Origin of the sequence: Arthrobacter sp. fls2-241-R2A-172 (assembly GCF_030208885.1) — a bacterium.
Lineage (GTDB): Bacteria > Actinomycetota > Actinomycetes > Actinomycetales > Micrococcaceae > Arthrobacter.
Genome location: NZ_JARVTB010000001.1, coordinates 1 through 23,271, shown reverse-complemented (window position 1 = coordinate 23,271; position 23,271 = coordinate 1). Strand labels below are relative to the sequence as shown.

Sequence of the window (23,271 nt, the reverse complement as noted above, 5' to 3'; positions counted from 1 at the left end):
GGTTCTTCCCTTTCAGTGTGCCTGTCCGATGGATTTACCAGCGGACCTTCTTCTCGGTCTTGGCTTGCTTACCGCTGGCGGACGTGGGCTTGTGGCCTTTGCCAGTGCTCTGCCATCCTGCTGGCGCTCCGCCACCGGACTTGCTGGCGAGCATCGCCCGCTGGGCGTCCGTGAGCTTGGATTTGATACCGCCCGATGCGGCTTGGTTCTTGTTGTCTGAAGGGTTGGCGGTCATATGGACTCCTAAAGTGTGTGAGTCCTGAAGAGACACGTATCCCGTGTGTTGCGGTTCAAGAAAAGGGCGTCGACAACGGGAACGGCATGGAGGCAAGCCTCAACAGGCGTGGATTTTTGTCTTCTGAAACGCAGCAGGTGCACCATGGCGGGCACTGCCGGTCTACTCAAAAATCAGTGTTCCCATGCGTCATACCCTAACCAAGTTCCGCCACATTTGTGAACCCCTCAGCTAGCATGGCTCCCGTGACCAGCATCGCTTCGATCGTCACCACCTTGCGGGCTGCGGGCTGCGTCTTCGCCGAAGACGAAGCCCAGCTCCTGATCCGCGCGGCCAGTACCCCGGACGAGCTGGCCCGAATGATTGATCACAGGGTCCGTGGACTCCCGCTCGAACACATCGTGGGGTGGGTCGATTTCTGCGGGCAGCGGATGGCTGTGGGACCCGGCGTATTCGTTCCGCGGCGTCGTACGGAGTTCCTGGTCCGGCAGGCAGCGGCCATCGTCCGGCCGTCAACCGAGGGGCGCCGCGCCGTCGTCGTCGACCTCTGCTGTGGCTCCGGCGCGATAGGCGCAGCTTTATCTGAACTGATGGGTGGGCTCGAGCTGCACGCTGCCGACATCGATCCGGCCGCGGTCCAGTGTGCCCGGCGCAATGTGGAACCCCGCGGCGGCCACGTCCACCAAGGTGACCTCTACCAGGCACTCCCCCGCAGGCTCCGGGGCCGAGTCAATGTGCTCCTGGCCAACGCACCCTACGTGCCCACCGGGTCCATCGGGATGATGCCGCCGGAGGCCCGGCTGCACGAGCCGATGGTGGCGCTCGACGGCGGAGCTGACGGTTTGGCGGTGCAGCGTCGGGTGGCGTCCGGGGCACTTGAGTGGCTGGCACCGGGTGGTGCCCTGCTGATCGAGACCTCCACGGCACAGGCATCCGAAACGGCCGCGATCATGGTGGGTGCGGGGCTCGCGGCCACAGTGGTTTCGGATGAGTCGCTCGGGGCAACCGTGGTGCTGGGTTCACTTCACCTGGGGCCTTCGGACATTGGACAACAATGAACAAGAAACTCATCCCACTCGCCGTTGCCGGCTTTCTGCTCGCGGGATGTTCATCAGCCGCGACCCAAGCCGGATCCGCGCCCAGCGCGCCTGTAACAAAGACGGAGGCCAGCCAGCCGGCAGTAGCCACTGAGGCTGTCCCGACCGCATCTGGCGAGGTCGACAAGACTGCAGACTTTAAGACGGCAAACGCCTCTGCGGCTTGGGCAGGTAGCATCACCGCCGTGACCGAGACGGAACCAGGCAGGCTCAGCATCGACACCACACTCATTGACCCACGCGGAGCAGCGGACAGTGATGCAGCGAAGACTGCCATAGCAATTTGCGAGTCCGCAGTTCAGCTCTACCAGCCCAGCTATGTAGCAGTGAAAGAAAAGGATGGAACCCACTTCGTCCTCTTCGGGCACCCCTCCGTATCCAGAGGTGCCTGTGCCGAAGTCTGAATGATCAGATGATCGGCCACCGTGTAGGAGGGGCGGCTGCAGCTGTCGATGACGCCCGCTCGATCGGCGGTCGCTTTCACCCCCATTTCTGAGAGGGTGGCTAGCGCCATTCCGCCACGCAATGAGCACCACGATGACCAAGCAATCCGTCAGTTTTTGACTCCGTTTCCGCCCCTTTTGGTGGGCTTGGCTAAACAATTTGGTAACAACGTGCTTTGTGGGCAAAACCGGGCCGAAATCCGCGTGTTTGCGGGGCAAGAGCGGGCAATGAGATGCAACACAACTAGGCAATTTGCACCCCCAGACGGTCCAAAAATCGGATCTCAACTCGGGTTTTGGGCCAAAACCGCGTAAAATTGAAGGCCTGCCCAGAGCGGGGCAGCAGAAGTCGCAAGCAAATGACCTCCCTAGGAGAAGCCCAAATGCCCACAGACCAAAGCAACACCGTCTCTCCGGATGGCGCAAGGAACGCCACCGGACAGCAGGTACCGGCAGGCCGCAACCCGGCCGCCGCAAACGCAGCAAACGCAATGAACGCAGTAAAGAACGCGGCGAAGAAAACAAAGCTTCGCCCGAAGCGCCGGCTCAAGGAGTCCGACGTCAACGTGGTGGACAAGCCCATGCTGAGGAAAGCTCTCGGCGGCACCATCGTCGGAAACACTATGGAATGGTACGACGTTGGCGTTTTCGGCTACCTCATCACCACCATGGGACCTGTGTTCCTCCCTGAAGCGGACAAGTCCGTCCAGACACTCTTCCTGCTGGGCACCTTCGCCGCAACCTTCATCGCGCGCCCCCTCGGCGGCGTCGTGTTCGGTTGGCTCGGCGACAAGGTGGGCCGCCAGAAGGTACTTGCAGCAACACTGATGATCATGGCGGCAAGTACGTTCGCCGTCGGCCTCCTTCCCGGCTACGCGCAGATCGGCATCTGGGCCGCCGCGTTGCTGGTGATCCTGAAGCTCATCCAGGGCTTCTCCACCGGTGGCGAGTACGCCGGTGCCACTACCTTCGTCAGCGAGTACGCCCCTGACAAGCGACGCGGCTACTTTGCCAGCTTCCTGGACATGGGCAGCTACATCGGCTTCGCCCTCGGCGCCGCCCTGGTTTCAGTCCTGCAGCTCACGCTGGGACAGGCAGCCATGGAGGACTGGGGTTGGAGGATTCCGTTCCTGATCGCTGGCCCGCTGGGCCTGATTGCCGTGTACTTCCGTAGCAAGATCGAGGAATCCCCGCAGTTCCAGGCAACCCTGGACGCCCAGGAAGCCTCCGCCAAGGATGCAGCCTCGCAGGATGCTGCCGTCGCCAAGGGACCCATCGGCATCGTCAAGGCCTACTGGCGCCAGATCGTGCTGGCCATGATCCTCGCAGCCGCAGCCAACACCGTTGGCTACGCACTGACCTCCTACATGCCCACGTACCTCACGGATTCCAAGGGCTACGACCCCGTCCACGGCACCCTGCTGACCATTCCGGTCCTGATGATCATGGCCGTGTGCATCCCGCTGACCGGTAAGCTCTCGGACCGCATCGGTCGCCGTCCCGTCCTGTGGATCGGCGCTGGCAGCACCATCGTCTTCTCGGTTCCGGCCTTCATGCTGATCGGCATCGGTGAGATCTGGTCCACGCTGGCCGGCCTGGCACTGATCGCTTTCCCAGTGACGTTCTACATCGCCAACCTGGCCTCGGCCCTCCCCGCGTTGTTCCCGACGTCCAGCCGTTATGGCGGCATGGGTATCGCCTACAACTTCTCGGTAGCGATCTTCGGCGGAACCACGCCGTTCATCGTGCAGGGCCTGATCGAGGGCACCGGCGATGACATGATGCCGGCGTACTACCTGATGGCCACGTCCATCGTCGGTGCGATTGCCATCTTCTTCCTGCGTGAATCCGCCCAGCGGCCGCTGCCGGGTTCCATGCCCAGCGTGGACACCCAGGCTGAAGCGCGCGAGCTCGTCGCAACGCAGGACACCAACCCGCTCATCAACCTGGACGAGATGCCGTTCGACGGCCAGCCCATTGATGACGCAGTGTTCGGCAAAGGCAACAAGGACCTGACCCCCGCTTAGGAACTCTTTGCCTGCAACTTCTGCAACGCGACACGGATAGTTCGCGGCCAAGCGCCGCCCAACGTAGCCACCAACCCCAAGGCGCTCTCCTTGAGGTTGGTGGCTACGGTCGTTAAGGCACCACCTGCACGTTGCTCACCCGCTGTTTCGTTGTTGGCCAACGACGGAACTGCGGGCCTGCAACGGGCCCTTAGGACGACAGCAACCTCCGCACCGCTTCCCCGATGATCCGCGCACCTTCCGGGAACGCGCCGGGGTTGGGGCCGGCGTAGTTGAGCCTGATGTGCGGCCCTTCCGGCTCTGCTGGGAACCACTCGGTCCCTGCTGCGATGAGCACCCCCGCCGCTTCGCAATCCTTGGTGAGCTGCTCGACGTCGAACCCGTCCGGCATCCGCAGCCACAGGTTCAAGCCGCCTTTGGGCAGGTTGCTGAGGTGGGCTTCTGGGACGTGTTCCGCGAGGCTGGAGACCAGGAGGTCGCGGCGTGACTGCAGCTGATGGCTGAGTCCGCGAAGGTGGGTTTGCCACCCGGGCTGCGTGACGACGTCGAGCGCTGCCGCCTGCAGCAATCCGCTGACGTACATCGACTCGGCGGCCTGTGCGCCCATGATCCGTTCCCGGGCGGGTCCGCGTGCAATAATCGCCGCTACCCGAACGGCCGGCGACACGCTTTTGGTCAACGAGCGGATGTAGACCACGTGGCCGGAATCGTCCTTGGCAGCTACCGGCGCGGAAGGCGCCGTGATCCCGAAATCGTGGGCCCAGTCATCCTCCACAAGGAAAGCGCCATGGTGCTGCACGATCCGCAGCACCTCTTCCCCACGCTTTGCCGACCACTGCGCTCCCGTGGGATTGGCGAAGTTTGGCTGCGCGTAGAAGAGCCGGGCCCCGGATTCCTCGAAGGCCCTGTCCAGCTCGTCGGGATCGGGACCTTCGGGGCCGCTCGGTACGGGGATGATGTTCACGCCGGCCTGACCCGCGGCCAGCAACGCGCCCCAGTAGCTGGGCGATTCCACCAGCAGTGGTTGGCCGTGGCCCACAAGTCCGCGAAAAATGGAGCTGAGTCCGCTTTGGCTCCCGGGAAGAACGACGACGTCGCTCGGCTGGGGCGGCGTGACGCCAACCGGCGTGGAGGCGCCCAGTTCCTGCGCGAACCATGATTGCAGCTCAGGGATGCCCTGCGCCGGCGGCCTTGAGAGGGCGGCTTCTCCCCTGGCAGCCCGCGTGAGGGCGGCGCGGACCAGCCGCTCCGGGAGAAGCTCGCGGTCGGGATATCCAGAATGAAAAGCGATGGCATTGTTGGAAGCGCTGCGCATGGCAGCCGAGTTCAGGGGCCGCGGGGCCTGGGCCGACCTGAGGGCAGCCGTCTGCCAGCCGTAGTCCGATGGCCTCGCCGTGCGGTACGCCCGGACGAATGTTCCCACGCCCGGACGACTCTCGATCAAGCCTTGGGAAGTCAGCGTTCTCAAGGCCTTCTGGACCGTGACCGGACTGGCTTGGTATTCGGCCACGAGGTGGCGGGTTGATGGCAGCTTCGATCCCGGAGCGGCTTCCGAAATCCACTCTTTCAGTCCCACAGCGATGCGGGAACTGCTATCGTTATTCATGAGTCAACATAGTAGCGCTACTACTCTTTCGCGGCCAGTGATATCCCCCAAGACCTCAACCGGCATCTGGTGGGGCCTCCTGGGAGTCGTCGCTTTCTCCTTTACCGTCCCCTTCACCCGCGTGGCCGTTGAGGGACTTTCGCCCCTGTTCATTGGTGCCGGCCGGGCCGTAGTGGCAGCCCTTCTGGCGGCACTGGCCTTGGCCGTGACCCGGCAGCGCTTTCCCCGGGGCCGGCAATGGTTCAGGTTGGCCGTAGTAGCCGGAGGCATCGTTGCGGGGTTCCCGTTGCTCACCACCTTCGCCCTTACCAGCACGTCCGCCAGCCACGGAGCGGTGGTCATTGCACTCCTTCCGGCAGCCACCGCCACGGTAGCGGTCACTCGGGGACGGGAGCGGCCCCGCCTCCTGTTCTGGGTCCTCACCGCAGTAGGCGTGATCGCGGCCCTCGCTTTCGCACTGGTCCAGTCCGGCGGTTTCGGTTCACTGCACTGGGCCGACCTGCTGCTTCTTGGCGCAGTGCTGGCCGCGGCTGTGGGCTACGCGGAGGGCGGCTTGTTGGCCCGCGAACTCGGAGCCTGGCAGACCATCTCCTGGGCTTTGGTTGTGGCATCGCCCGTGATGATCCTGCTGACGGCCCTGTCCGTGGGATCAGGACTGCCCTCAGCCACGCCCGTTCAATGGCTGGGCTTCGCATACCTTGGCGTTGTGAGCATGTTCCTCGGCTTCTTCGCCTGGTACCGGGGGCTCGCGATCGGCCCCATGGCCCAGGTCAGCCAAATCCAACTGGTCCAGCCTGTCATGAGCATCGCATGGGCTGCACTGTTACTGGGCGAATCCCTGAACTGGACCACCGTGGTGGGCGGCCTTGCGGTGATTCTCTGCGCAGGTGCTGCAGTCCGCGTCAGGCTCAACCCGCCGTCGGCTTCCTAAGACCCGCCACCCCGAAAGGACACCTCGCATGTACACCCCCGCGCATTTCGCCGCATCACCTGAAGCACTTGACTCGTTGCTCACGCAGACCAGCGCCGCCAACCTGGTCACCATGTCCCCGGAGGGACTGCAGGCAACCCTCCTGCCTTTTGTGTACGACCCCTCAGTCGGGGAGCATGGTGCGCTGCAAGCCCATATGGCCAGGAACAATCCGCAGTGGTCCTTGCCTGTCACCGGTGAGGCTTTGATGATCGTGCAGGGCGCCGACGCCTACATCTCGCCGTCCTGGTACGCCTCCAAGGCCGAACACGGCCGGGTGGTACCCACCTGGAACTACTCCACTGCGCATGTTTACGGCCAGTTGATCATCCATGACGACGCCGACTGGCTGGCAATGCATGTCCGTCGCCTGTCCGACCGGAACGAGGCCGGCATGCCCAAACCCTGGACAGTGGACGAAGCACCCGAGCGGTTCATTGCCGGGCAACTGCGGGCGATCGTCGGCGTCGAACTTGTCATCAGCCGGGTGGAGGCTAAAACGAAACTCAGCCAAGACCGTTCGGCCGACGACGTGGATGGCGTCGTCGCCGGGCTTCGGGCCCGTGGAGATTCTGCGAGCGCCGCCGATGTGGAAAGGGCCCGGACCTCGTAGACTCGGCGCATGCGTGAGGTTGCAGCTGGGTCCATGGGGGCCGTTCACCATCTCGAAATCTGGGTGCCGTTCCTGGACCGTGCACGGGCAGAGTGGGGGTGGCTGCTGGGCGAGCTCGGTTATGAGCCGTTCCAGGAGTGGCCCACTGGTTGCAGCTGGAAACTTGGTGGGACCTACGTCGTGGTGGAGTGCTCCGATGCCATCACCGGCACCGCTCACCGCCGCACCGATCCGGGGGTGAACCACGTCGCCTTCCACGCTGGCACGCGGAAAAACGTGGACCGCATCCGCGAGCTCGGAGCGGACGCGGGTTGGTACGAAATGTTCGAATCCAAGTACCCGCACGCAGGCGGCCCGGACCACTACGCCGCTTACCTGATCAACACCGACAGCTACGAGGTTGAGCTGGTGGCCGCCGACTAGGTGTACTGCCGGCTAGGTGGGCGGGACCACCGGGCGCCACATGGCAACCCGCGGCCAGCGGGTCAGGCCTAACTCCGCCTCGTGTTCCATAAGGCGGGTGAGCTCCGGACCCCAGCTACCGGTGTCGAGCATTTCAAAACCGAGCCGCCGGTAATACGGAGCGTTCCAGGGCACATCCCGAAACGTACTGAGGGTCTGCCGATGCATTCCGTGGCCCCTGGCCCAGACGCGGGCGGCGTGGAGGAGCTCGCGGCCAATGCCCTGGTGGGCTTGGTCGGGGTGGACGCTGACCTGTTCAACGTGGCCCTCGCCGTCCACGACATCAGCCAGGAGATACGCCACCGGGTAATCGAGCCCGTCAACGTACACCCACGCCCGCCCGGCAGCGGCGTAGGCGCCCAATACCTCCACGGGAAACGGCTCATCATCAGCTATCGGGTCCATGCCAAGCTGCCGGAAAACTTCCCCCGCGGCGCGCTCAATATCCTGCATCATTAGCAGGTCATCGGCGTGGGCGAGCCGGATCATTGCCGTGCGTCCAGCGCGGGCGGTGCCTGTGCCACCAGGAATTCGTTGCGCTTTTCAATGAGGTTCTGCATGTACCGGGCGAGGACCAGTTTTTCCGCCAAGCGGCCCAACGGGCCGAAAGGCGCAGCGAATTCGATCGTGTCCACCATCAGTGTTCCGCTGCCGTCCGGGCGGAACTGGTGGGTGTGGCGGAGGTACTTGAAGGGGCCCTTCACCTGTTCGTCAGAGAACGACGCCGGGGCCTCCATCCGCACAATACGGCTGGTCATGCGGAACCGGACTCCGAGGTGCCATGCCTGCCACGTGACGGTCTGGCCTTCCGAGATCAGACCCGTCGTGACGCCTGCAACGGCCTTCTCGCGGCTCTTGGTCATCGACTCCACGTGGGCGTCGATGTTCCGCGAAAGATCGAACAGCTCCTGCGGCGGCATGGTGGATCGGGTGCGGCAAACGAAAGCAACAGGCATACGTTGATCTTCCCAGACCTTTCCGCCTCAGAGCGCGCCAGCTCACCACGTGTTGTGACCGCGCTTATAGCGGTACGCTTGCCCGCCCTGATAATTTCGAAAGCAAACCGTGGAAGATTGGTGGTGTTCCCCTGTGCCCGCATTTTTGACGCACGCCCGTGAACTCCACCGCCTTGGCCCGGCCAACAACGATCGCCTCTCAGCCGTTCGCGTTGCGCTCAGCGTTGCCGTGCCTGCGCTGGTCCTGGTCCTCATCGGACGTCCCGACCTCATGATGTACGCAGTCTTCGGTGCGCTGACCGGAATGTACGGCCGCAACGAAACCCACCAGCTACGGCTCAAGCACCAAGCACAGGCTGCGCTGATCCTGGTGGGCGGGCTGAGCATCGGCGTCGTCCTGTCCGTGAACCACATCCACTCGTGGTGGTTGGTGCTCGTGGCTACCCTCTTCGCAGGGTTCGGCTCGTTGTATGCCGATGCCGTGCGGCTGAAGCCAATTGGTCCGTTCTTTGGCATCCTCGCCTTGGGCGCCTGCGCTTCGGTGCCAACCAGCGTCCCGTTCACGACGGCGATACTCATCGGAGCCGCGTCCGCCGCCTTCTCCCTGGTGGTCGGCTTTGCCGGCTGGTTCCGGCACCGGGCCTGGGTGGCCGGCGCTACGCGCGACGTTCCAATGCTCAGTGGGCCCCTGCGCCAAGCGGCACTCGTGCACGCCACCCGCTACATGCTGGCGGTTGGCGCGGCTGGGGCCATCGGTGTGGTGAGCGTGAGTGGCCACCCCCACTGGGCCATGGCTGCGGCGGCGGTGCCGCTCGCCGGGGCCGATCTCCCCAGCCGCGTCCACCGGGGCATCCACCGCATCGTGGGGACGTTCCTCGGTTTGGTGGTGGTCGCCGTCGTACTTTTCCCCAGTCCGCTGTCGCCCCTGCAGTACTTTCCCGGCCACGCCACCCTGGTCCTGGCGGCGGTGGTGGTCCTGTGCCAGTTCCCCACGGAGCTGTTCATGGCCCGGCATTATGGCTGGGCGATGGTGTTCTTCACCCCGGTGATCCTGCTGATCGCCCAACTCGCGTCGCCCATGGATCCGGGCGTCCTGGTGATGGAGCGTGCCATCGAAACGTTCGTCGGGGCCGTGGTGGGCATCGCCGTCGCCGTCCTTGTGCGGGCGCCCCAGGCCAAGCCCGCCGCGCAGGGGACATAAGACATACTGGTTCCATGCAGGCGACAACGGTGTTGGTCGAAGGCGAAAGTGACCGGCTCGCGGTCGAGTCGCTCGCTCGTCGCTGCGGTCATGACCTGGCCTCAGAGCGGGTCACGGTGGTTCCCATGGGAGGCGCCACCAGCATCGTCCACTTCCTGGACCGTTACGGTCCGCGTGGGGCTAACCACCGGCTCTTGGGCCTGTGTGATGAACGTGAATCGTGGGGCATCGCCCGCGCGCTGGAAAAGGCCGGGATCGGATCCGGGCCACTGGACGAGCTCGGGTTCCATGTTTGCCGGGCCGATCTGGAGGATGAACTCATTCGCAGCCTCGGCGTCGACGCCGTGCTGGACGTCATTGACGCCCAGGGCGAGCTTGCGTCGTTCCGGCTCCTCCAACGCCAACCATCGCAGCGCGGGCAACCGGAGCCTGCACAGTTGCGCCGGTTCTTCGGCGGCCGGAGCGGCAACAAGATCCGATACGCGCCGTTACTGGTGGACGCTTTACCTGCGGGGCAAGCGCCCGAACCGCTCGCGCAGCTCGTTGAAGCCTTCACGCGTGAAAGTTAGGGCTCCAGCGGCTTCCGCGGTGGGCCGGACGTCAGCCTTGCCGGCAAGATGCGCGCGAAGAAGCTGACCACTTTGTAGCGTTTGGTGGGGATGGAAACGCCTTTGCCCTTTGCGTTGTCTTCCAGCCCCACACGGACCACGCGTTCAGCGGTCAGCCACAAGAACCGTGGAGCCACGGATTTGTCCATGCCCATGCGGTCGTGGAATTCGGTATGAGTAAAACCCGGACACACGGCAGTGACCTGGACTCCGGACTTCGCATAGCTGAGGTTGGCCCAGCGACTGAAAGTCACCTGCCATGCCTTGGCGGCCGAGTACGTGCCCCGGTTAGCGAACGCGGCAACGCTGGCAACGTTGATGATCCTGCCCCTTCCGCGTGGCAACATCACCTCCAAGGCAGCGTGGCACAACTCCATGGGCGTCTGGACATGCAGTCTCAGATGCCGGCGTTCTTCCTCCAAATCGTTGCGCTCGAACGACTTCAGGAGCCCCAGTCCGGCGTTGTTCACCAGCACGTCCACGGGCCTTTCGGCATCCCTGAGACGATCCGCTACTGCCGAAACGCCGACGTCGGTTGTCAGGTCTGCGGGCAGGACCTCCGCCGAGATACTGAAGTCGCGTTCGAGCTCCGCGGCTTTGTCCTTCAGGCGCTGCTCGTCACGGGCCACCAGCACCAGGTGGTGCCCCGATTCGGCGAGTTGGCGGGCGAATTCAGCACCGATCCCCGCCGTCGCACCGGTGACCAGGGCGGTGAGTTCATTGGCTCGAGTCGTCATGGGCCAAGACTAGCCGCCACCACGCCGAGGGGTTAGCTCCCACCCCCTTTACCCACGCCGAGGGGTTAGCTCCCACCCCCTTGCCCACGCCGAGGGGTTAGCTCCCACCCCCTTGCCCACGCCGAGAGTGCCGAGACCTAACCCCTCGCAGGGTGTCAGGCGAACTTCGCCAAGGGGTTGGCCAGGCGCCCCGCCATCTGCAGCCCGCCCGATGGATCCGAGATGTCCAGCATTTGCTGGTTGTTCCGCAGTTGGAGCCGGTTGAGGCAGGAGAGTTCGAAGTCCGGAGCGAACAAATCATGCATGGCGAACTGGTCCGCGAGCTCCGGGTGACGCTCCTGGTATTCCTTCACAACAGTTGCGGCAGTGCCCCAGAACCCGTCCTCCCCCAGCGTCCCGTCCTCCACAAGGATTGCTCCCAGGAAGCGGAAGATGCAGTCGAAAACATCGGTGAATATGGCAAGGACCATTTCCTCAGCCGGGATTTCGGCCTTGATGCGCGAAACCTCTTCCGGCAGTTCCAGCCGGTCCCCCATCACCACGATTTCCTCGGCAATGTCCTTCATGATCGCCCGGACCGGCACACCGTCCTCAAGGATCAGGATGACGTTTTCGCCGTGCGGCATGAACGCGAGTTCGTACTGGTAGAGGCAGTGAAGCAACGGCACAAGATACGCCTCGAAGTAGCGGCGCAGCCACTCGGTGGGAGCCAGTCCAGATCGCGCAATGAGGGCGGAAACCATGGACTGGCCAGTGCCATCAACATGCAGCAGCGACGCCATGGTGGCCAGCTGGTGTCCGTCCTTGAGCAACGGCAGCGGACTTTCCCTCCACAGGGCCGAGAGCATCTTTCGGTAGGGCGAACCCTTGGCCGACGCTGCCTCGTAGTAGTGGTTGTGATAGCCGATGGCCGCTGTTTCACGGATCATGGCCAGGCCCCGGTTCTGGAGCTCCTGGTCATTGCCGATCAATTCCTGCAACCAATCGTTGATGGCCGGCGTTGCCTTCATGTACTGCGGCGAGAGCCCACGCATGAAGCCCATGTTCAGCACGGACATGGCCGTTTTGACGTAGGCCTTCTCTGGGTGGTCGGTATTGAAGAACGTCCGGATGGACTGCTGTGCCTGGTAGGAATCCTCACCGGTGCCAAGGTTCACGATGTGGCGCTGGGCGATTTCTGCCGCGAACGTCACGGTGAGCTTGTTGTCCCACTGCCATGGGTGGACGGGCATGAGGAGGTAGTCCTCCGGATCCAGCCCTGACGCGGAAAGCTCCGCGTTGAACCAAGCCACCGTGGCCGGCCCGAGTTCAGCTTCGAAGTGCGTGCGGTAATCCAGCCCGGCGCTCGAGGTAAATACTGCCTTGCTGCGATGCACGGCGATCCACTGCAGCTTCACAGTGGCGCCGGTTTCCGGCGCGAACGCATGGTAGTCCGCGATCCCGAATCCCAGCCGGCCATTGTTGGCCACGAAGCAGGGGTGACCCTCAGTCATGCTGTGCTCGATGGCTTGGAAGTCAACGGCACGATCCGCGCCTCCGGTGACGCCTGCCGCCAATTGCGCGGAGGAGAACGGCTTGCCTTGCTTGTACGCGTGGCTGGCCAGCGTGCTGCTGATTTCCTCAAGGTACACGGGCAGCATCTCCTGGCGGATGGCCAGTGCTTCGTGGAATTCGGCAATGAAATCCAAGGCGTCCACCGGAACCTCCTGGCCATCCCGCAACCGAACGATGGAGTCCGCGGCAACAGACCAGTGCTCCAACTGCAGGACGCGCGCCCGGAAGCGGTACTCGACGGTGTCGTCGTCGCTCACCACCTTGTACAGGCCGACGCCGGCGCCGTCCTCCCGGATGAACTCCGGGACCAGGATCCGTTCGTGTGAAAACTCGGCAATCGCCTTGCGTACCACGTGCCGGTTGGCAATGGCCCAACGCTCGGGCGTCAGGTGGGACACCGAGGCAGCGGCCGCGGTGGTCACGTTATCGGCAGTGGTGGTCACAGGGATTCTCCTCTGGTTGGCGCGGCAGTCGCGGCCAGGATCGGGGTCAGGGTTGCGAGGAAATCCTCGCGGGTGCAGAAGCTCAGGAGCCCCATTTTGTGGTCTTCGGCAGGATCGACGGCGGGCAGCGTCACCACGCCGTACGGCCGGAAACCGACTTTTTCGTTAAGCACGTGGATCTTGTGGTTCCGGGCGTCAGGCTCGACGACGACCCGCTGGGTTGCAGGGTCATCGAACAGTTCCGTCATGACGGACTGCATAACGGCGGTGGTGTAGCCCGGCAGCGGTTCCCGGCTGGGTGGGGACACGAGCAGGTGCATTCCGACGTCGCCGGCTTGGACTTCGTAGGCGTCCGCCAAAGGCGACGATTCCGGGCGGTACCGTTCCATCAGGAAGGCGGGGGCGCCGTCGTCGAGCCCTAAGAACGCCTGGTGGTGGTCCGATCCGGCTATTCGCGAGTACTCCTCCACAACGTCCCGTTCGGTGGCCGACACCATGCCCCAAAAGCGGGCGTACTCCTGGCTGACCCAGCTGTGGAGGACAGGTGCATCGGCCACGGGATCCACGGGCCGAAATGTGAAACTCATACGGTTGCTCCAGTTGTTTCCGGCAGGCTGGCCACCACGGGAGCCGGTGCGCCAAATTGCTGGAATGCGATGCTGCGCTCGATTGGGTAGACCTCGCGACCCGTGATTTCGCGCAGAATGCAGGAGTTGCGGTAGGCGGCCATGCCCAGGTCCGGGGTGACGAAACCGTGCGTGTGGAGCTCGGCGTTCTGGACGAAGATTTCGCCGGGTTCGACGCCGGTTCCGTAGTTGCGCTCGACGTCGAAACGGCCTTTGGAGTCGCGGCGGATTCGATCCTGGATCCCTGCCAGGAAGGCGGGTTCCTTGTAGCTGTAGCCGGTGGCGAGCACTACGGCTTCAGACTCCAGGGGGTAGTCCCGCCCGTGTTCTTCATGGTGAAGCTGGAGTGTGTGGGTGCCGGTGGAGCCGTCCCACTCGGCTGCAGTCAACGACGAGTGCGTGTGCAGCTGGGTGTCCACCATGCCGGAGAGACTCTTGGTGTAGAGGAGATCGTAGATGTCGTCAATCAGGTCCGAGTTGATGCCCTTGTACAGGTTCTTCTGGTTCTTGATCAGGTGGTCGCGCTGCTCGCCGGGGAGCGAATGGAAGTAGTCCACGTACTCCGGCGAGGTCATCTCCAGCGTGAGTTTGGTGTATTCGAGCGGGAAGAAGCGGCCGGAACGGGTTACCCAGTTGAGCTGGTAGCCGTAGACATCAATTTCCTGAAGGAGTTCGTAGTACAGCTCGGCCGCACTCTGGCCGCTGCCCACGATCGTGATGCTGCGCTTGGACTGCAACTCACTCTTCCTCGACAGGTAGTCGGCGTTGTGGAGGACCAGTCCCCCGGCGTCCACTATTCCTGCACAGGCGTCCGGTACATAGGGCGATGTGCCTGTGCCAAGGACCAGTTTCCGGGCGCGAAGCATCTCAACGCCCTGGGGACCCTGAACGGAAAGGTGGTACACGCCGTCGTCGTAGGTCACATCCAGCACATCTGTGCTAAAACGGACAGACTCCAGCTGACCCGCCACCCACTGGCAGTACTGGTTGTACTCCGCGCGCAGGGGGTAGAAGTTCTCACGGATATAGAAGCGGTACAAGCGTCCGGTCTGCTTCAGGAAATTCAGGAAAGAGAAAGGCGACGTCGGATCGGCGAGGGTCACGAGGTCCGCCATGAAGGGAACCTGCAGGTGTGCCGGCTCCAGCATCATGCCCGGGTGCCAGTCGAAGGAATCGCGGCGGTCCAGGAACACGCAATCGAGATCCGCCACCGGCTCGCTAAGTGCCGCCAGGCCCAGGTTGAAGGGCCCGACGCCGATACCTGCGACGTCGTAAATCCTGCCGTTGTTTGGGGTGCTCATGCGGCGGCCTCCGTGGTGTTTGCGAGGAGGCTGGCGCCCGTCCTGCGAATGAGTTCGATGATTTCCTGGATGTCCTGCAGGGAGGCCTCAGCGTTGAGGAGGGTGAACTTGAGGTAGTGGCGGCCAGCCACCTTGGTGCCCGCCACCACAGCGTCACCCGAGGCGAAAATCGCTGCGCGGATCGCGGGATTGATCGCATCGGCTGCGTCTTCATTGATGACGAGACCGTCAACCACCGGGCGGTAACGGAAGACCAGAGTGCTTAACTGCGGTGGGGCAGCGAGCTCGAACTCGTCATCGTCGGCCAGCAACGTACCCACCCGGGCGGTGAGGTCGATCGCTTCATCGAAAAGCGCTCCGATTGCGTCGGCACCCATGATCCGCAAGGTCAGCCAGAGCTTGAGGGCGTCGAAGCGTCGCGTGGTCTGGATGCTCTTGTCCACTTGGTTGGGGATCTCGGCCTTGGCGGCGCTCTCAGGATTGAGGTAGTCCGCGTAGTAGGTGACGTGTCCCAGCATGGAGCCATTGCGGACCAGCACCGCGCTTGAGCTGACCGGCTGGAAGAACGTCTTGTGGAAGTCCACCGTGACGGAGTCGGCCAGGTGGATCCCGTCCAGGAGGTGCCGGTGGCGACCCGAAACAATGAGCCCTCCCCCATAGGCGGCGTCAACGTGCAGCCACGAACCGTAAGCCCGCACCAATGCGGCGAGCTCGGTAAGCGGATCAACCGAACCGAAGTCCGTGGTCCCGGCGGTGGCCACAACCGCCATCGGCACCAGCCCGGCGTCGTGTGCTTCAGCCAAAGCAGCCGCGAGGGCGGTGGAGTCCATGCGGTGGTCTTCGGCAGTGGGTATGGCAACAACGGCGTCGAAGCCGAGCCCCAGCATGGACGCGGACTTCTGAATGCTGAAGTGGCTGTCGGCAGAGGTGAAGATCCGGAGGCGGTCAAGCAAGTGCGGCAGACGGGCCTCGGAGTTACCGACACGCAGCGTGGCCACCGCGTGGTTGCGCGCCATCAGCAGCGCCTGGAAGTTGGACTGGCTGCCTCCCGAGGTGAACACGCCATCGGCGTCGGCGGTGAAGCCGATGCGCTCAGCGGTCCAGTCGATCAGGCGGCGCTCGATCATGGTGGCACCCGCACTCTGGTCCCAGGTGTCCATGGAGGAGTTCACTGCCGAGAGAACAGCCTCACCAACCAGCGCCGGGATGACGACCGGGCAGTTGAGGTGGGCCGCATAGCGGGCGTCGTGGAAGTAGATGGCGTCCTTGAGGTACAGCTCGTCGAGTTCCTCAAGGGCCGCTGCCGTATCAGGCAGTGGGCGTTCGAGGTCGACGGCGCCAACCTTCGCTTTCAGCTCAGCATGCCCGACGCCGGTGAACGGCTTGGCGGTCCGCTGCACTTTGGTGGAGACAGCGTTGACTCCTTGCAGAACCTGCGCGACGTAACTGGGCGAATTTCTTGCGTTGAACAGCTGGTTGGTGGCGGCGAGGGCCAGTTCCACTTTGGAGCCAAAATCCTGCTCCTGAGCGATCCGCTCTTCGACACTTGGTGACGTCACGTCAGCTTCCTTCCATTGCTTTGGGGCGCTTGTTAGCAAGGTAAGCCTTACTTAGGTATGCCTTTCCGTCAAACTTTTGTGACCTATTTCGCTTGGAAGGCTGTTTCTAGAGGTTTTTTGCGGTTTTTTGCCGTGCGGGTACGTCATTGACTTTGTTTGGCACCACCCGAAGTGCACAATGTTGGCCGATTTTGTTGACGTGGAAGCGCGGAGGGATCACCACCCTGAGTGCGATCAGACGGGGTAGAGTGCAGAGAACATCAACGGCCACGGGCTGGGGGATCCATGAAGGACCACATTCACGAGCGCATCGGCTTCCGCGAGATTTACGAGCACGGCAACGCCGTCACGGCGATCAGTCCACACGCACCTGAGCCTGTTGACCCGGAGAGGTCCCGCCCATCCATCAATCCATTCGTCGTTGCGCTGTGGGTTTTGAATGTAGGCCTGGCGTGGTTCGGAGCGTGGGCGTTGACCACGGCCACCTCAGCGATCATCAGCCCGACACCCAGCCAGGAGCCCGAGTCCGCCCAACTGAACTTCCTGATGCTTTCCAACGCGCCGTATGCGCTTCTGGCTGCGGTCCTGCTCACTGCCGCCCTCCTGTTCTGGCACGCGGCGCAGTGGCAAAAGAAACGGCCGACCAGGTAACAAGTACCTGATCGGCCGCCCCCCAATAAATGGGGCCAACTACACCACTGTGGCGCCCAAAACACACTTGATCGCGGCGGCAGGCTTGGTCACTTCGCTGCTGGTAACCCAGTCGAGGGCCTTGCCTGGCTGCGCGTCCTTGAAGGTCTGCTCGCCGCGGGCCAGAACCGCCGAGGTGGACGGATCCACCCAGCTAACGGTGATCTTCACCGCGCCCTTGGTTCCCTCGGGAGGTGTGACGGTCCCTTTGGCTGTCACCTTTCCCGGCGCGGTATCGCAGGACGTCATCGTGGTGGCCTCGATAATCCCGACGCCCGGGTTGGCAGGTTTCGCCTCACCTGTGGTGGCGGCTTGGGTTGTGGTTGACGACGGCGATGTGCCCGCTTCGTTGCTCGGGGACGACGAGCAACCAGCGAGTGCGGCCGCCGAAACCAGCAAACCCGCAATGCATGCGACTGTCTTCTTCATGGTCTGGCTTCCTGGTTCTTCTGGGTTTTATTCGTTCATGAAATGCGCGGCAACCGGGGTTGGGGCCCCGATTGCCGCGCACTTTTTGTCCTATGCCTCGGAACGCCTGCGGCGTCCAACAAGGAACAGGAACAGCCCCGCGCCAACAACCAGCAGGCTGATGGGCAACACGGTGAGGACAACTCCCGTGCTGGCCAGCGAACCTCCGGGTTGGCTCGGAACCACCGGCGGGAAGGTCACAACAACACTTGCAGGTGGTGTGGTGACAGGGGGTCCCACCGGGGGCCTACCCGATGCGGTTGCCGTGTTGGCAACTTCACCGGCGTTGATGTCGGCCTGGGTGATCGCGTACGTCGCCGTAGCCGTCACCGTTTCCCCGGGAAGCAGTGTTCCTGCCACCCCTGGCCAGGCGTAGGTCAAGGCTGAGAGGCCCACCATGGGATCGTTGACAGCGACACCCGTCAACGGCACATTCCCGGTGTTCTTGATCGTGAACTTGTAGATGATCACGTCTCCAACGTGGGTGGGGTCCCCCACCCCTGAAGCGTCGGCCGTCTTGGAGAACTCCAAGCCCGAGTTTGGCGTTAGCGGTGTGTCCGTCTCTCCCGGAGGAGGAGTAACGGGCGTTCCCGTCGGAGGCGTACCGGTGGTGGTGGCGCTGTTCGCAACATGACCAGCGTTGATGTCGGCCTGGGTAATTGCATACGTCGCCGTAGCCGTCACCGTTTGTCCGGGCAGCAACTCGCCCGGAGTACCTGGCCAGGTGTACGTCAGAGCCGAGAGACCAGCCAACGGATCCGTGATGGATACCTTGGTGAGCTTCACGTTGCCGGTGTTCTTGGCCGTGAAGTTGTAGGTGATCCGATCCCCAACCTTTGACGGCGACTGAACCGCCGAAGCGTCTGCCGTCTTCGTGAAGGTCATCGCCGGAGCCGGGGTCAACGGGGTGTCCGTCTCGCCCGGAGGAGGCGTCACAGGGGGTCCGACCGGCGGAGTACCGGTGGTCGTGGCGCTGTTCGCGACATGCCCAGCGTCGATATCAGCCTGGGTGATGGCATACGTTGCCGTAGCCGTCACGGTCTCTCCTTGAAGCAGTGTTCCTGCAACGCCGGGCCAGGTGTAGGTCAGTGCCGAGAGGCCAGCCAGCGGATCCGTGATGGATACGTTGGTCAGGGTCACGTTGCCGGTGTTCTTCGCCGTGAAGTTGTAGGTGATCTTGTCGCCTGCAACAGTCGGGTTCTGAACAGCCGAGCTGTCCGCCGACTTGGTGAACTCCATGGCCGGAGCCGGGGTCAACGGGGTGTCCGTTGTTCCCGGAGGAGGCGTTACCGGCGGACCGGTGGGCGGAGTACCTGTTGTGGTGGCAGCGTTTGCCACGTGGCCGGCGTCGATATCAGCCAGCGTGATGCTGTACGTCGCCGTCGCCGTCACCGACTGGCCCGGAAGCAACTCGCCAGGAGTGCCCGGCCAGGTGTACGCCAGGGCAGACAACCCCGACATCGGATCCGTGATGGAGACGTTCTTCAGCGTGACGTTGCCCGTATTCTTCGCCGTGAAGTTGTAGGTGATCTTGTCGCCTGCAACGGACGGGTCATGAACAGCCGAGGCATCAGCAGTCTTGCTGAACTCCATGGCCGGAGCCGGGGTCAACGGGGTATCCGTCGTTCCCGGAGGAGGCGTCACCGGCGGCCCAACAGGCGGAGTGCCTGTGGTGGTCGCAGCGTTCGCCACGTGACCGGCGTCGATATCAGCCTGGGTGATGGCATACGTTGCCGTAGCCGTCACGGTCTCTCCGGGAAGCAGTGTTCCTGCAACGCCGGGCCAGGTGTAGGTCAGTGCCGAGAGGCCAGCCATCGGATCAATGATGGCGACGTCCTTCAGCGTGACGTTGCCGGTGTTCTTGGCCGTGAAGGTGTAGGTGATCTTGTCGCCTGCAACGGACGGGTTCTGAACAGCCGAGGCATCAGCAGTCTTGCTGAACTCCATGGCCGGAGCCGGGGTCAACGGGGTATCCGTCGTTCCCGGAGGAGGCGTCACCGGCGGACCGGTGGGCGGAGTACCTGTAGTGGTCGCCGCGTTCGCCACGTGACCGGCGTCGATATCAGCCTGCGTGATCGCGTACGTTGCCGTAGCCGTCACGGTCTCTCCGGGAAGCAGTGTTCCTGCAACGCCGGGCCAGGTGTAGGTCAGTGCCGAGAGGCCAGCCAGCGGATCCGTGATGGATACGTTGGTCAGGGTCACGTTGCCGGTGTTCTTCGCCGTGAAGTTGTAGGTGATCTTGTCGCCTGCAACAGTCGGGTTCTGAACAGCCGAGGCATCAGCAGTCTTGCTGAACTCCATGGCCGGCTTCGGGGTCAACGGGGTGTCCGTGGTTCCCGGAGGAGGCGTCACCGGCGGACCGGTGGGCGGAGTGCCTATGGTGGTCGCCGCATTGGCGACGTGACCGGCGTCGATATCAGCCTGCGTGATCGCGTACGTTGCCGTGGCCGTCACCGTCTGGCCTGGCTGCAACTCGCCCGGAGTACCCGGCCAGGTGTACGTCAGGGCCGAGAGACCAGCCAGCGGATCCGTGATGGAAACGTTGGTGAGCTTCACATTGCCGGAGTTCTTGGCCGTGAACGTGTAGGTGATTTTGTCGCCTGCAACAGACGGGTCCTGAACGGCTGAGGCATCAGCCGTCTTGGTGAACTGCATCGCCGGAGCCGGGGTCAACGGGGTGTCCGTGGTTCCCGGAGGAGGCGTGACAGGCGGACCAACCGGCGGAGTGCCTGTAGTGGTCGCAGCGTTAACCACGTGGCCTGCGTTGATGTCAGCTTGGGTAATCGCGTAGGTTGCCGTAGCCGTCACCGTTTGGCCTGGCTGCAACTCGCCCGGAGTACCCGGCCAGATGTACGTCAGGGCCGAGAGACCAGCCAGCGGATCCGTGATGGAAACGTTGGTGAGCTTCACATTGCCCGTGTTCTTGGCCGTGAAGTTGTAGGTGATGGTGTCGCCCACAACCGCAGGGTTCTGAACGGCGGAAGCATCCGAGCTCTTGGTGAACTGCATCGCCGGAGCCGGGGTCAACGGGGTATCCGTGGTTCCCGGAGGAGGCGTTACGGGCGGTCCAACCGGCGGAGTACCAGTGGTCGTAGCGCTGTTGGCAACATGGCCAGCATCAATGTCGGCCTGCGTGATGGCATACGTTGCCGTAGCCGTCACGGTCTGACCGGGCAGGAGTGTTCCTGCCGCTCCAGGCCAGGTGTACGTCAGAGCCGAGAGACCAGCCAGCGGGTCGGTGACCGACACGTTAGTCAGCGTGACGTTTCCCGTGTTCTTGGCCGTGAAGGTATAGACGATGCGATCGCCTACAACCGACGGGTTCTGAATACCGGAAGCGTCTGCTGTCTTGGTGAATGCCATGGCCGGAGCCGGGGTCAACGGGGTATCCGTGGTTCCCGGAGGAGGCGTGACAGGCGTCCCCGTGGGAGGCGTACCGGTGGTCGTGGCGCTGTTCGCAACATGTCCGGCGTCGATATCAGCCTGCGTAATCGCGTACGTCGCCGTAGCCGTCACCGTCTGACCGGGCAGCAACTCGCCCGGGGTACCGGGCCAGGTGTAGGTCAGTGCCGAGAGGCCAGCCAGCGGATCCGTGATGGAGACGTTGGTGAGCTTCACGTTGCCGGAGTTCTTCGAAGTGAAGGTGTACGTAATCACGTCACCAACCTTTGAAGGATCCTGAACAGCCGAAGCATCAGCCGTCTTGCTGAACTCCATGGCCGGAGCCGGGGTCAACGGAGTATCCGTGGTTCCCGGAGGAGGCGTCACTGCGGGCCCCGTGGGCGGGGTTCCTGTGGTGGTCGCCGCGTTGGCAACGTGGCCTGCGTCGATATCAGCTTGGGTGATGGAATACGTTGCCGTAGCCGTCACCGTCTGACCGGGCAGCAACTCGCCCGGGGTACCCGGCCAGGTGTAGGTCAATGCCGAGAGGCCCGGAAGCGGGTCGTTGATGACCACACCGGTGAGCTTCACATTGCCGGAGTTCTTCGAGGTGAAGGTGTACGTAATGACGTCACCAACCTTGGAAGGATCCTGGACAGCCGAGGCATCAGCGGTCTTACTGAACTCCATGGCCGGAGCCGGGGTCAACGGAGTATCCGTGCCAGCCGGAGGAGGCGTCACTGCGGGCCCAGTTGGCGGGGTTCCCGTGGTGGTTGCGGTGTTGGCAACGTGGCCTGCATTGACGTCAGCCTGAGTGATCGCGTACGTTGCCGTAGCGCTGACCGTCTGGCCCGGAAGCAACTCGCCGGGCGTGCCCGGCCAGCTGTAGGTCAATGCCGAAAGGCCCGGAAGCGGGTCATTGATGACCACACCGGTGAGCTTCACATTGCCCGTGTTCTTCGAGGTGAACGTGTAGGTGATCTGGTCACCCACAACAGACGGATCCTGGATGGCTGAAGCGTCAGCAGTCTTGCTGAACTCCATGACCGGAGCCGGGGTCAACGGAGTATCCGTGGTTCCCGGAGGAGGCGTGACAGGCGGACCAACCGGCGGAGTGCCTGTGGTGGTCGCGCCATTGGCGACGTGACCGGCGTCGATATCAGCCTGTGTCACTGCGTACGTTGCCGTAGCCGTCACAGTCTCGCCGGGCAGCAGCTCCCCTGGAGTTCCGGGCCAGCTGTACGTCAGTGCAGACAGGCCAGCCAGTGGATCATCAATCACCACACCGGTGAGCTTGACGTTGCCTATGTTCCTGGACGTAAACGTGTAGGTGATCTGGTCACCCACAACCGACGGCGACTGGATAGCCGAAGCATCAGCGGACTTGGTGAACTTCATCGCCGGAGCCGGAATCAACGGGGTATCCGTCGTTCCCGGAGGAGGCGTTACCGGAGGGCCAGTGGGCGGCGTTCCGGTTGTCGTAGCACTGTTGGCCACGTGACCTGCGTCGATATCAGCCTGTGTAACCGCGTATGTTGCCGTAGCCGTCACCGTCTGGCCGGGAAGCAGTTCGCCCGCAGCACCCGGCCAGGTGTAGGTCAATGCCGAGAGGCCCGGAAGCGGGTCGTTGATGACCACACCGGTGAGCTTCACATTGCCCGTGTTTTTCGAGGTGAAGGTGTACGTAATGACGTCACCAACCTGCGAAGGATCCTGGATTGCCGAAGCGTCGGCGGACTTGGTGAACGTCAAGGCAGGGCCAGGAGTCAACGGAGTGTCCGTGCCGGCCGGAGGCGGGGTTACCGCAGGACCGGTGGGCGGAGTACCAGTGGTAGTCGCCGTGTTGGCGACGTGACCGGCGTCGATATCAGCCTGCGTGATGGCGTACGTTGCCGTAGCCGTCACCGATTGGCCCGGAAGCAGTTCGCCCGCAGCACCCGGCCAGGTGCAGGTCAATGCCGACAGACCCGCCAAGGGATCGTTGATGACCACACCGGTGAGCTTCACGTTACCCGTGTTCTTCGACGTGAAGGTGTAAGTGATCTTGTCACCAACAACCGACGGCGACTGGATGGCCGAGGCATCAGCAGACTTGGTCAACTCCATGGCCGGACCGGCCGTCAACGGAGTGTCCGTACCAGCCGGGGGCGGGGTTACCGCGGGACCGGTGGGCGGAGTACCAGTGGTCGTAGCAACGTTCGCTACGTGACCGGCGTCGATATCAGCTTGCGTGATGGCATACGTTGCCGTAGCCGTCACCGATTGGCCCGGAAGCAGTTCGCCCGCAGCACCCG

The 23,271-nt window shown here is 63.3% G+C and carries 20 protein-coding genes; 9 read left to right on the top strand and 11 right to left on the bottom strand.

The genetic code is table 11. The features are described 5' to 3' along the window. Positions 1–34: 34 nt before the first annotated feature. Positions 35–235, bottom strand: a complete 201-nt coding sequence (locus QRM57_RS00100; RefSeq protein ID WP_211710949.1) for a hypothetical protein — start codon at positions 233–235, stop codon at positions 35–37. Between the two features lie 236 nt (positions 236–471). On the opposite strand from QRM57_RS00100, the gene QRM57_RS00095 reads away from it, so the two are divergent. The 3 genes from QRM57_RS00095 (at position 472) to QRM57_RS00085 (ending at position 3,802) form a co-directional block, all read left to right on the top strand. Continuing rightward, complete coding sequence (locus QRM57_RS00095) at positions 472–1,293, top strand: putative protein N(5)-glutamine methyltransferase (protein ID WP_284985097.1); 822 nt, start codon at positions 472–474, stop codon at positions 1,291–1,293. Beyond that, entirely contained in the window at positions 1,290–1,736 is a 447-nt protein-coding gene (locus QRM57_RS00090) for a hypothetical protein (RefSeq protein ID WP_284985096.1), read from the top strand. The genes QRM57_RS00095 and QRM57_RS00090 overlap by 4 nt, the downstream gene beginning before the upstream one ends. Before the next feature lie 422 nt (positions 1,737–2,158). Beyond that, a complete protein-coding gene (locus tag QRM57_RS00085; RefSeq protein ID WP_284985095.1) occupies positions 2,159–3,802 on the top strand; it encodes an MFS transporter in 1,644 nt (547 codons plus the stop codon). Positions 3,803–3,992: 190 nt separating this feature from the next. Here QRM57_RS00085 and QRM57_RS00080 read toward each other — a convergent pair whose 3' ends face one another. Then, positions 3,993–5,408: an aminotransferase-like domain-containing protein gene (locus QRM57_RS00080; protein ID WP_284985094.1), complete on the bottom strand. Its 1,416-nt coding sequence runs from the start codon at positions 5,406–5,408 to the stop codon at positions 3,993–3,995. On the opposite strand from QRM57_RS00080, the gene QRM57_RS00075 reads away from it, so the two are divergent. The 3 genes from QRM57_RS00075 to QRM57_RS00065 are packed head-to-tail and all read left to right on the top strand — an operon-like array spanning position 5,407 to position 7,414. Next, complete coding sequence (locus QRM57_RS00075) at positions 5,407–6,339, top strand: DMT family transporter (RefSeq protein WP_284985093.1); 933 nt, start codon at positions 5,407–5,409, stop codon at positions 6,337–6,339. The genes QRM57_RS00080 and QRM57_RS00075 overlap by 2 nt on opposite strands. A 28-nt stretch (positions 6,340–6,367) precedes the next feature. Next, positions 6,368–6,991 (top strand): FMN-binding negative transcriptional regulator, encoded by a 624-nt coding sequence (locus QRM57_RS00070; protein ID WP_284985092.1) that lies wholly within the window; start codon positions 6,368–6,370, stop codon positions 6,989–6,991. Positions 6,992–7,000: 9 nt separating this feature from the next. Next, positions 7,001–7,414 carry a VOC family protein gene (locus tag QRM57_RS00065; RefSeq protein WP_284985091.1) on the top strand — a complete coding sequence of 138 codons (414 nt, stop codon included), beginning with the start codon at positions 7,001–7,003 and terminating at the stop codon, positions 7,412–7,414. 12 nt (positions 7,415–7,426) lie between these two features. Here the strand turns inward: QRM57_RS00065 and QRM57_RS00060 are convergent, their stop codons facing one another. Beyond that, the gene (locus QRM57_RS00060) at positions 7,427–7,909 is read right to left on the bottom strand and encodes a GNAT family N-acetyltransferase (protein WP_284985090.1); all 483 of its coding nucleotides are present in this window, start codon (positions 7,907–7,909) and stop codon (positions 7,427–7,429) included. A gap of 29 nt (positions 7,910–7,938) precedes the next feature. Next, positions 7,939–8,409, bottom strand: a complete 471-nt coding sequence (locus tag QRM57_RS00055; protein WP_284985089.1) for an SRPBCC family protein — start codon at positions 8,407–8,409, stop codon at positions 7,939–7,941. A 133-nt stretch (positions 8,410–8,542) separates the two neighbouring features. Between QRM57_RS00055 and QRM57_RS00050 the strand changes: the two genes are divergently transcribed. Continuing rightward, positions 8,543–9,610 (top strand): FUSC family protein, encoded by a 1,068-nt coding sequence (locus QRM57_RS00050; RefSeq protein WP_284985088.1) that lies wholly within the window; start codon positions 8,543–8,545, stop codon positions 9,608–9,610. Positions 9,611–9,624: 14 nt separating this feature from the next. Then, positions 9,625–10,179, top strand: coding sequence for a TOPRIM nucleotidyl transferase/hydrolase domain-containing protein (locus QRM57_RS00045; RefSeq protein ID WP_284985087.1), 555 nt, complete (start codon positions 9,625–9,627; stop codon positions 10,177–10,179). Here the strand turns inward: QRM57_RS00045 and QRM57_RS00040 are convergent. From QRM57_RS00040 to QRM57_RS00020, 5 genes are all read right to left on the bottom strand, one after another. After that, complete coding sequence (locus tag QRM57_RS00040) at positions 10,176–10,955, bottom strand: SDR family NAD(P)-dependent oxidoreductase (protein WP_257370242.1); 780 nt, start codon at positions 10,953–10,955, stop codon at positions 10,176–10,178. The two genes, QRM57_RS00045 and QRM57_RS00040, sit on opposite strands and share 4 nt — an antisense overlap. Before the next feature lie 155 nt (positions 10,956–11,110). Then, positions 11,111–12,952 (bottom strand): IucA/IucC family protein, encoded by a 1,842-nt coding sequence (locus QRM57_RS00035; protein WP_284985086.1) that lies wholly within the window; start codon positions 12,950–12,952, stop codon positions 11,111–11,113. Beyond that, on the bottom strand, positions 12,949–13,539 hold the full coding sequence (locus QRM57_RS00030; protein WP_284985085.1) for a GNAT family N-acetyltransferase: 591 nt from the start codon (positions 13,537–13,539) through the stop codon (positions 12,949–12,951). The genes QRM57_RS00035 and QRM57_RS00030 overlap by 4 nt, the downstream gene beginning before the upstream one ends. Next, the gene (locus tag QRM57_RS00025) at positions 13,536–14,879 is read right to left on the bottom strand and encodes a lysine N(6)-hydroxylase/L-ornithine N(5)-oxygenase family protein (protein ID WP_284985084.1); all 1,344 of its coding nucleotides are present in this window, start codon (positions 14,877–14,879) and stop codon (positions 13,536–13,538) included. The genes QRM57_RS00030 and QRM57_RS00025 overlap by 4 nt, the downstream gene beginning before the upstream one ends. Continuing rightward, positions 14,876–16,438, bottom strand: coding sequence for a pyridoxal phosphate-dependent decarboxylase family protein (locus tag QRM57_RS00020; RefSeq protein ID WP_284985083.1), 1,563 nt, complete (start codon positions 16,436–16,438; stop codon positions 14,876–14,878). Before QRM57_RS00020 ends, QRM57_RS00025 begins: the two co-directional genes overlap by 4 nt. A gap of 285 nt (positions 16,439–16,723) precedes the next feature. Here QRM57_RS00020 and QRM57_RS00015 point away from each other — a divergent pair, with 285 nt between their 5' ends. Continuing rightward, positions 16,724–17,089 carry a hypothetical protein gene (locus QRM57_RS00015; RefSeq protein ID WP_284985082.1) on the top strand — a complete coding sequence of 122 codons (366 nt, stop codon included), beginning with the start codon at positions 16,724–16,726 and terminating at the stop codon, positions 17,087–17,089. A 39-nt stretch (positions 17,090–17,128) separates the two neighbouring features. On the opposite strand, the gene QRM57_RS00010 is transcribed toward QRM57_RS00015, so the two are convergent. Both QRM57_RS00010 and QRM57_RS00005 read right to left on the bottom strand, forming a co-directional pair. Further along, positions 17,129–17,557 (bottom strand): hypothetical protein, encoded by a 429-nt coding sequence (locus QRM57_RS00010; protein ID WP_235520278.1) that lies wholly within the window; start codon positions 17,555–17,557, stop codon positions 17,129–17,131. A 90-nt stretch (positions 17,558–17,647) separates the two neighbouring features. Beyond that, positions 17,648–23,271: CLIPPER-2 domain-containing protein (locus QRM57_RS00005; RefSeq protein ID WP_502868605.1), on the bottom strand; the 5,624-nt coding region annotated here is incomplete at its 5' end.